An 8,421-nucleotide genomic window follows, 5' to 3' on the forward strand; every position below is an offset into this window, starting at 1 on the left:
CCGAGGCCCGTGGGCACCTGCAACCAGAGGAGTGACTCCCTCCAGCAATGGACGGATCGTCCGGTAGTACCCGCGCCGCCCTCCCCGTGGAGGCGGCGGCATGACCATCCCGCTACTCCTGCTCGTGGCGGCCTTCGCCCTGATCCTCGCCAACGGTTTCTTCGTGGCGGCCGAGTTCGGCCTCGTCACGGTGGAGAAGCCCGAGGCCGAACGGGCCGCAGCCGAAGGTGACCGCCGTGCCCGCACGGTGGTCGAAGCCCTGCGGGAGCTGTCCTTCCAGCTCTCCGGCACCCAGCTCGGCATCACCATCACCTCCCTCGTGGTCGGCATGCTCGCCGAACCGGCCCTCGCCGTGCTGCTGTCGAAGCCGCTCGCCGCGACCGGCCTGCCCGAGGGGGCCGTCCCCGGCGCCGCCGTCCTCATCGGCATGCTGCTCGCCTCCGCCGTCCAGATGGTCGTCGGCGAGCTCGTCCCGAAGAACTGGGCGGTCTCCAAGCCGCTCCAGGTGGCGAGGTTCGTCGCCGGCCCGCAGCGGGCCTTCTCCCGGGCCCTGCGGCCCGTCATCGCCGGCCTCAACGCCGTCGCGAACCGCCTCGTGCGGGCGCTCGGCGTCGAGCCCGCCGAGGAGATGGCCTCCGCCCGCACCCCCGGCGAGCTGGTCTCCCTGGTCCGCCATTCGGCCCAGGCCGGCGCCCTCGAACAGGACACCGCCGACCTCTTCGTACGGACCCTCTCGCTGGGCGAGCTCACCGCGCAGCACGTCATGACCCCCCGGGTGAAGGTCAGCGCCCTCCAGCACTCGGCCACCGCCGCCGACGTGCTGAACCTGACCCGCGCCACCGGACTCTCCCGCTTCCCGGTCTACCGCGAGCGCATCGACGAGATCACCGGGGTCGTCCACCTCAAGGACGCCCTCGCCGTGCCCGAGTCCGAGCGCGCCCGCACGACCGTCGACGGGATCTGCGTCGCCCCGCTGCTGGTGCCCGGCTCCCTGCCCGTCCAGCCGCTGCTGGAGCGGCTGCGCAGCGAACAGCCGATGGCCGTGGTGGTCGACGAGTACGGCGGCACCGCCGGCGTCGTCACCCTGGAGGACATCGTGGAGGAACTCGTCGGCGAGGTCCGCGACGAGCACGACCTCGCCGAGGACGACAGCCCCGAACTGGCCGCCGTCCCCACCGAGGACGGCCGGCCCTCCTGGGACGCCGACGGCAGCTGCCGCGTGCACACCCTGCGCCGCATAGGCCTGGAGGTGCCCGAGGGCCCGTACGAGACCGTCGCGGGCCTCGTCGCCGACCTCCTGGGCCGCATCCCCGCCCCCGGGGACCGGGCCGAGCTGCCCGGCTGGAAGCTCTCCGTCCGCCAGGTCCGCCGCAACCGCGCCGAGCGGGTGAGGCTGGTCCGCCTGACGGCCGTACCGCACGCCGCCGTCGAGCTCGAATTCACCCCGCGGGCCGCCCGCATCAACGGCCAGCAGCGCGCCGAACTGGAAGGGGCCGCCCGGTGAACGCCCTCCAGTTGCTCTTCGCCCTGCTCCTGGTCCTGGCCAACGGTTTCTTCGTCGGCGCCGAGTTCGCGCTCGTCTCCGTACGCCGCAGCCAGATCGAACCCCTGGCGGCCGGCTCCAAGCGGGCCCGCCAGGTGCTGTACGGCCTGGAGAACCTGCCGCGGATGATGGCGGCCGCCCAGTTCGGCATCACCCTGTGCTCGCTCACCCTGGGCGCGGTCGCCGAGCCGACCGTGGCCAGGCTGCTGGAGCCCGTCTTCGAGGCCGTGCACATCCCCGAGGGGCTGGTCCATCCGCTCGGCTACGCCGTGGCACTGGCCGCCGTGGTCTTCCTGCACCTGGTCATCGGCGAGATGGTCCCCAAGAACCTCGCCATGGCCGCCCCCGAGAAGGCCTCCCTGTGGTTCAGCCCCGGCCTGGTGGCCTTCGCCCGCGTCTGCGGGCCGGTCACCACAGCCCTGGGCGCCTGCGCCGCGCTCGTCCTGCGGCTCTTCAAGGTGGAGCCGAAGGACGAGGTGGAGGCCGTGTACACCAGCGCGCAGCTGGGCCGGCTCGTCGAGGACTCCCGGCAGGCCGGGCTCCTCGAACCGGTCGAGCAGGAGCGCCTGGAGGACGCCCTGGAGCTGGGCAGCCGCCCGGTCACCGACGTCCTGCTGGCCCCGGGCCGGCTGGTCACGGTCGGCCCGGCCGTCACCCCCCGCCAGATCGAGCAGCTGACCGTGCGCACCGGCTACTCGCGCTTCCCGGTCCGCTCCGACACCGGGGCCTTCATGGGCTACCTCCACGTCAAGGACGTCCTGGACCTGGAGGACCGGGAGCGGGCGGTGCCGCAGCGGGTCTGGCGCCGGATGACCACCCTGTGCTCCACGCTCCCGCTGGACGACGCCCTCACCGTGATGCGCCGGGACGCCACCCACCTCGCGCAGGTGGCCGGGCCCTCGGGGCGGATCCTGGGCCTGGTGGCCCTGGAGGACGTGCTGGAGATGCTGGTCGGCGAGGTCCGCGACCCCGCCCACCGCATCCCGACCCGCCGCCACCAGCCCCGATCCCTGACCGGCTGACGCCGCCCGGTGCGCTCAAACGCCGCGCGGGCTACCTATAGCCCCGTCGGCGTTTGAGGCGGGGGGTACCCCCAGCGGTAGCTGGGGGAGGGTCTGGGGCGGAGCCCCAGGAAACGGTGAAAGGGCGGGGCGGGGAGACGGCTCCGCGCAGCGGCACACCGGCACCGCGAAGCCAGACGGCACAATGGCCCCGTGGACCCGGAAACGGAACAGGTCATCGAGGCCATCGGCCCAAGACTCCGCACGCTCCGCCGCACCCGTGGCCTCACCCTGGAGGCCCTCGCCACCGGGACGGGGATCTCCGTGAGCACCCTCTCCCGCCTCGAATCCGGCAAACGCCGCCCCACCCTGGAGCTCCTCCTCCCGCTCGCGCGAGCCCACCGCGTCGCCCTCGACCAGCTGGTGGGCGCCCCGGCCACCGGTGACCCCCGGGTCCACCTGGAGCCGATCGGCAAGCACGGCACCGTCATCGTCCCGCTGACCCGCTACCCGGGCCGGATCCAGGTGTTCAAGCAGGTCCTGACCCCGCGCGAGCCCAAACTGGTCACCCACGAGGGCTACGAGTGGTGCTACGTCCTCGCGGGGCGGCTGCGCCTGATCCTCGGGGACGAGGAGCACCTCCTGCGCCCCGGCGAGGTCGCGGAGTTCGACACCGCCCGGCCCCACTGGTTCGGCCCGGCCGACGACGGCGCCGTCGAGATCCTGCACCTGTTCGGCCCCCGCGGGGACCAGGCCGTCGTCCGCGCCGGCCCGCCGGCCCCCTGACTCCGGGGCCGGGCTACATCGGCGGCGGATCCGGCCGCTCCTGCGGCCCCCGCCCCGACAGCACCTCCCCGTACGCCTGCATCAGGTCCGCCAGCCGCAGCGTCGCCAGGTCGTCGCGCGAGGGCTCCCCGGCGAAGCCCGCCAGCCGCAGGTCCCGGTAGGCGCAGCTCTTCTCGTACAGGGTGCGCAGGAACCGCCCGTTGCCGAGCTCGTCGATCCAGCCCTGCTCCACCACGTGCCCGCTGATGCTCCGCAGCTCCTCCAGGGCCTCCTCGTCCCAGCGGTCCCCGTTCGCGTCGGCCAGCACCCCGCCGATCGCGGTCAGTTCCGTCGGCCGGTAGCTCGGGAAGTCCACGCGGGTGGTGAAGCGGGAGGACAGCCCCGGATTGGCCGCCAGCAGCCGGTCCATCCCCGCCGGATAGCCCGCCAGGATCACCACCAGGTGGTCGCGGTTGTCCTCGGCGCGCTTGAGGAGCACCTGGAGGGCCTCGTCCCCGTACGCGTCGCCCTTGCTGTAGCCGGAGTTGGACAGGCTGTACGCCTCGTCCACGAAGAGCACCCCGCCGATCGCCGAATCGATCAGCTCGTTCGCCTTGACCGCGGTCTGCCCGAGGAACTCGCCCACGAGATCGGCCCGTTGCGCCTCCACCAGGTGGTCGCCGCCGAGCAGCCCCAGGGCGTAGAACACCCGCCCCAGGATCCGGGCGACCGTGGTCTTGCCGGTCCCCGAGGGCCCCGAGAAGACGAAGTGCCGCTTCGGCGGCTGCACCGGGAGCCCCTGCGCCGCCCGCAGCCGGGCCATGTGCAGCTGCGCCGAGAGGGCCTTCACCTGCCGCTTCACCGGCTCCAGGCCCACCATCCGCTCCAGCTCCGCGAGCGCCTCGGCCAGCGCCTGCGGATCGGCCGGCCCGGCCGGCAGCCCGGCGGGGGCGCCCTGCGCGGGGAGGGTCACCTTGTGCCGTACGCCCTCCAGCCGGCCCGTCCCGGCCGGCGGCCCGAAGCGCGGGTCCGGCGGCTCCCCGGGGGTCGGCGGATCGGCGTCCACCTGCCCGTCCGGGGCCAGGTCCTGGACGGGCCCGACGCCGCCCAGCGCCGCCACCGCCGTGTAGTCCCCGCCGGCCGGGGAGAGCCCGTGCCCGGCGAACCCCTCGGACAGGTGCCCGCCGTACCCGGCGTACCCGGCGGCGTCCGCCATCCCGGCCATGTCGTCGGGGTCGGTGCTGTCCTCGATGGCCGTCAGCCGGGCCGCCGTGTCCATGAACGCCGGGTCCACCCGGTGCACGGCCCGGTACAGCGGCAGGGCGGCCGCACTGCGCCCGGTGCCCTCGCGGGCCCGCGCCAGCCAGTACCGCAGTTCCTTGCGCTGGGGCTGCTCGCTGCGGCAGCGCATCAGCGCCGCCGAGAGCATCGGCTCCGCCTGCCCGTACATCTCCAGCCGGACCCGGGCCATCCCGCCGAAGAGCCCCGCCTCGATGCCCAGCAGCGGGTCGTGCACCAGCGGCTCGGTGTGTCGTACGAGCTGCTCCCAGTCCTTGACCAGATAGGCCCGGCAGGCGTGCAGGAACCGGACCTGCGGATCGGTGTCCACGGGGGGCAGCGCGGCCAGGGCCTGGTCCAGTTCGGGGACGTGGCGGCCGTCCAGCCAGTGCGAGGCGTGGGCGAGCAGCAGGTCCCGGCGGCTCTCCAGTACCGGCTGGACCCACCAGCCCAGCCAGTACCAGGAGTTCAGGGTCCGCCGGTGCCGGGTGCGCTGCTCGCCGAAGCGGTCCCGGTGGGCGTACATGCGCAATAAGGCGTTGGTGGTGTCCACGCGCAGCGCGTGCAGCCCCAGCCAGGCGTCGGCCATCGAGGGATCCAGGCTGACGGCCGCGCGGAACTCCTCCTCGGCCTGCGGGTAGGCGCCCATGGTGCAGGCGTCGACCCCGCGCAGCCAGGCGAGTTCGGCCGGGGCGTGTGCGCTGCCCGGCATGCCGAAGTCCATCACGTCCCCCACAAGCCTGCCCGTGGCACGCGGCAATCCCCGCGCCGAGCGCGCGAGTTGTCCACCCGGCCGATGAATCAGGGCTGCATCGTACCTGCGGTGACGCACCTTACCCAGGGTGCGGGGGACACGGGTCGTGGGCGCACCCCGGACGCGTACGGTAACTCAGGGTGAGGGGTGGTGGGCGGAGCGGCGCGCCCCGCGCCCGGCCGGGACCCGGACCGGGGCAGAACGAAGCCCCCGGTCACGGGGGAACAACCGGGGGCTTCGCGTCCGCGGCGGCCTTCGCAGACCGCGCATTCAGAACGTAAGGCCGCATCCGGGCCCGGGTCAAGCGGGTCGGGCAAGCCCTCCGCGGCCCGTCGTGCGGCGGGGCTCAGGCCTGGGGGAGTCCGTCACGGTCGGTGAGCGCGAAGGGTGTTCCGGGGGTCGCAGAAGCCCCGGAAGTCCACTCGTATCCCGTACCGCTCTGGTGTACCAAGGTGTCCGCGAAGGGGCGCGAAGGGTCGTCCGAGAAGTGCGCGAGCTCGGCGCGCTCCCATCCGTCCCAGAAATCGGAGAGTTCGCGCCCGTCCCGTCTCCGTCCCCGCCCCCAGGACGTCTCGCGGGGGGTCTCCATCCACAGCAGCCGCGCCAGGTGCGGGCGCAGCGCCCGCCGCCCGGCCCCGACCCCCTCGACGAGCAGCACCGGCGCCGGCTCCAGCACCCGCTCCGGGCCGTAGCGGCGCGCGGCCCAGTCGTACGGGGCCCAGTGCGCGGGCCGCCCGGCGGCCAGCGGCTCCACCACCTGCCGGCGCAGCCGCTCCCACCAGTCGAAGAGCTCCCCGTGGGTGGCCACGTCGTCCAGGTGCAGCACGGGCGCCCCGCCGAGCGCTTCGGCCAGCCGGTCCGCGAACGTGCTCTTGCCCGACCCCGCGTGCCCGTCGACCCCGATCACCCGCACGGGACCGAGCGAGGGCGGCAGACCGGCGATCTCCCGCGCGAGCGCCTCCAGTGACTGCTGTACTCCCACCCGGCCAGCGTAGGCCCCCGCCCCGCGCAGCGGTGCGCCGGCCGACACGCGCGCACGCTTCGCCGCCCCACCCCGGGGAACTGGAAGGGTGGACGGGCAGACGCACCGCACCGACGACCCCTGGGGGCCACGCCGATGACCGCACCCACACCACGCCGGGCCCTCCTGGCCATCGCCCTGGCCGCCGCCACCGCCGCCACCGTCCCCGCCGGCCGCGCCTCGGCGACCCCCGCGCCGCCGGAGCCGGAGCCGGAGTCCGCCGAAGCCGCGGCCCCGCCCCGGCCGGTGGACAACCGCTTCTGGTACGCGTACGCCCACTGGCAGGCCGGCACCCACCACGGAACCACCGCCGTCGACGGCACCCGCCCCGGCCTGGAGATCAAGACGCCCGCCGGCCGCACCGAGTACACCGACCCGCACACCGGCCGGAAGGCCGTCTGGGAGTACGCCACCTGGACCTCCCCCCTGCACCGCTCCTCCGTCCCCGCCACCGAGGCCATCGCCTCCTGGAACGCCCGCACCCCGGCCGGTACCTGGATCCAGACCGAGCTGCGCGTCACCTACCCGGACGGCACGCGCGGCCCCTGGTACGTCATGGGCCGCTGGGCGGCCGGCGACGGGGACATCCGCCGTACCTCCGTCGACGGCCAGACCGACGGCCGGACCACCGTCTGGACCGACACCCTGGCCGTCGACGGCCCCTCCGCGGCGGCCGGGCTGCGGATCACGCACTGGCAGCTGCGGCTGACCCTGTACCGCAAGCCCGGCACCGCCGGCGGCCCCACGGTCTGGCTGGCCGGAGCGATGGCCTCCGACGTCCCGGACCGGTTCACCGTCCCCGCCGCCGCCCCCTCCGGCAGGGCCCACGAGCTCAAGGTCCCGCGCTACTCCCAGGAGGTGCACACCGGCCAGTACCCGGAGTACGACAACGGCGGCGAGGCCTGGTGCAGCCCCACCTCCTCCCAGATGATCATCGAGTACTGGGGCCGCAAGCCCAGCGCCGCGTCCCTGGCCTGGGTCGACCGGGGATACGCCGACCCCCAGGTCTGCCACGCCGCCCGCTCCACCTACGACGCCGCGTACAAGGGCTGCGGCAACTGGCCCTTCAACGCCGCCTACGCCGCCACCTACCGCGACCTCGCCGGCGTCGTCACCCGCCTCGGCTCCCTCACCGACCTGGAGACCCTGGTGGCGGCCGGCATCCCGGCGATCACCTCCCAGTCCTTCCGCCGCGAGGAGCTGACCGGAGCGGGCTACGGCACCGCGGGCCACCTGATGACCGTCATCGGCTTCACCGCCGCCGGGGACGTGATCGCCAACGACCCGAACTCGGTGGACAACGCCGCCGTCCGCCGCGTCTACCGGCGCCGGGAGTGGGAGAACGTCTGGCTGCGCACCAAGCGCCACGACGCCGAGGGCAAGACCGTCTCGGGCAGCGGCGGGGTCTGCTACCTCTACGCCCCGGCCCGGCCCACGGCGGCCCAGATCGCCGCGCTGCGCCAGGTCGGGGTCCTGTGAAAGGGGAATTCCGCGGAACATCGGCCGACCCTGATGGCTTAACCGGCCGAATCTGGGCATAAAGGGCATATAAGGCTTCTCTAGGAGGCAGCCCACCATGACGACTCATTCGAGCATCGAACATCACCCGGACCTTGCCGAGATGCGGACTCGGTTCGAGCGGGTGACGAGCACGCCCGCCGCGCAGGCCGTGGAGGCGCTGGCCCTGATCACGGGCCTGTACCTGGCGGCTTCGCCGTGGATCGCCGGGTTCAGCGTGCTGGGCCCGCTGGCCATCAACAACCTCATCGCCGGAGCGGCCTTCTGTCTGTGCATGGGCGGCCTGGGATCGGCGTACGAGCGTACGCACGCGATGGCCTGGACCGCGGTCGCGATCGGAGCCTGGACCATCGTGGCCCCCTGGGTCATGGCCGGTGAGATGGACACCACCCGCAGTGTCGTCAGCAACGTCATCACCGGCGCGGTCGCCCTCTGCCTCGGCCTGGCCATGGTGGCCCTCGGCGGACGCCCGCGTACGACCACCTGACCGGGACGCGCGTCCCGCACGCCGGGCCCCGGCGGCCCTCCGTATCCCGGAGGC

General features: G+C 74.0%; 7 protein-coding genes. 5 read left to right on the forward strand and 2 right to left on the reverse strand.

The window, feature by feature from the left end; translation table 11 throughout:
• The first annotated feature begins 100 nt into the window (after positions 1 to 100).
• The 3 genes from AB0F18_RS12535 (at position 101) to AB0F18_RS12545 (ending at position 3,330) form a co-directional block, all read left to right on the forward strand.
• On the forward strand, positions 101 to 1,504 hold the full coding sequence (locus AB0F18_RS12535) for a hemolysin family protein (RefSeq protein WP_362058349.1): 1,404 nt from the start codon (positions 101 to 103) through the stop codon (positions 1,502 to 1,504).
• On the forward strand, positions 1,501 to 2,565 hold the full coding sequence (locus tag AB0F18_RS12540) for a hemolysin family protein (RefSeq protein WP_362058352.1): 1,065 nt from the start codon (positions 1,501 to 1,503) through the stop codon (positions 2,563 to 2,565). The genes AB0F18_RS12535 and AB0F18_RS12540 overlap by 4 nt, the downstream gene beginning before the upstream one ends.
• A gap of 192 nt (positions 2,566 to 2,757) precedes the next feature.
• On the forward strand, positions 2,758 to 3,330 hold the full coding sequence (locus tag AB0F18_RS12545) for an XRE family transcriptional regulator (protein ID WP_362058355.1): 573 nt from the start codon (positions 2,758 to 2,760) through the stop codon (positions 3,328 to 3,330).
• 13 nt (positions 3,331 to 3,343) lie between these two features.
• On the opposite strand, the gene AB0F18_RS12550 is transcribed toward AB0F18_RS12545, so the two are convergent.
• Positions 3,344 to 5,311, reverse strand: a complete 1,968-nt coding sequence (locus AB0F18_RS12550) for an AAA family ATPase (protein ID WP_362058358.1) — start codon at positions 5,309 to 5,311, stop codon at positions 3,344 to 3,346.
• A 376-nt stretch (positions 5,312 to 5,687) separates the two neighbouring features.
• Entirely contained in the window at positions 5,688 to 6,323 is a 636-nt protein-coding gene (locus AB0F18_RS12555; protein ID WP_362058361.1) for a hypothetical protein, read from the reverse strand.
• A gap of 135 nt (positions 6,324 to 6,458) precedes the next feature.
• On the opposite strand from AB0F18_RS12555, the gene AB0F18_RS12560 reads away from it, so the two are divergent.
• A complete protein-coding gene (locus AB0F18_RS12560) occupies positions 6,459 to 7,841 on the forward strand; it encodes a C39 family peptidase (RefSeq protein ID WP_362058364.1) in 1,383 nt (460 codons plus the stop codon).
• 97 nt (positions 7,842 to 7,938) lie between these two features.
• On the forward strand, positions 7,939 to 8,367 hold the full coding sequence (locus AB0F18_RS12565; protein ID WP_362058367.1) for an SPW repeat protein: 429 nt from the start codon (positions 7,939 to 7,941) through the stop codon (positions 8,365 to 8,367).
• Positions 8,368 to 8,421: the final 54 nt, after the last annotated feature.

The organism is Streptomyces sp. NPDC029216 (assembly GCF_040648015.1).
Taxonomy (GTDB): domain Bacteria; phylum Actinomycetota; class Actinomycetes; order Streptomycetales; family Streptomycetaceae; genus Streptomyces.

Excerpts from the sequence above, each read along its gene's own strand:
- AB0F18_RS12535 (WP_362058349.1), top strand. The coding sequence starts at position 101 with ATGACCATCCCGCTACTCCTGCTCGTGGCGGCCTTCGCCCTGATCCTC.
- AB0F18_RS12550 (WP_362058358.1), bottom strand. The coding sequence starts at position 5,311 with ATGGACTTCGGCATGCCGGGCAGCGCACACGCCCCGGCCGAACTCGCC.
- AB0F18_RS12560 (WP_362058364.1), top strand. The coding sequence starts at position 6,459 with ATGACCGCACCCACACCACGCCGGGCCCTCCTGGCCATCGCCCTGGCC.
- AB0F18_RS12565 (WP_362058367.1), top strand. The coding sequence starts at position 7,939 with ATGACGACTCATTCGAGCATCGAACATCACCCGGACCTTGCCGAGATG.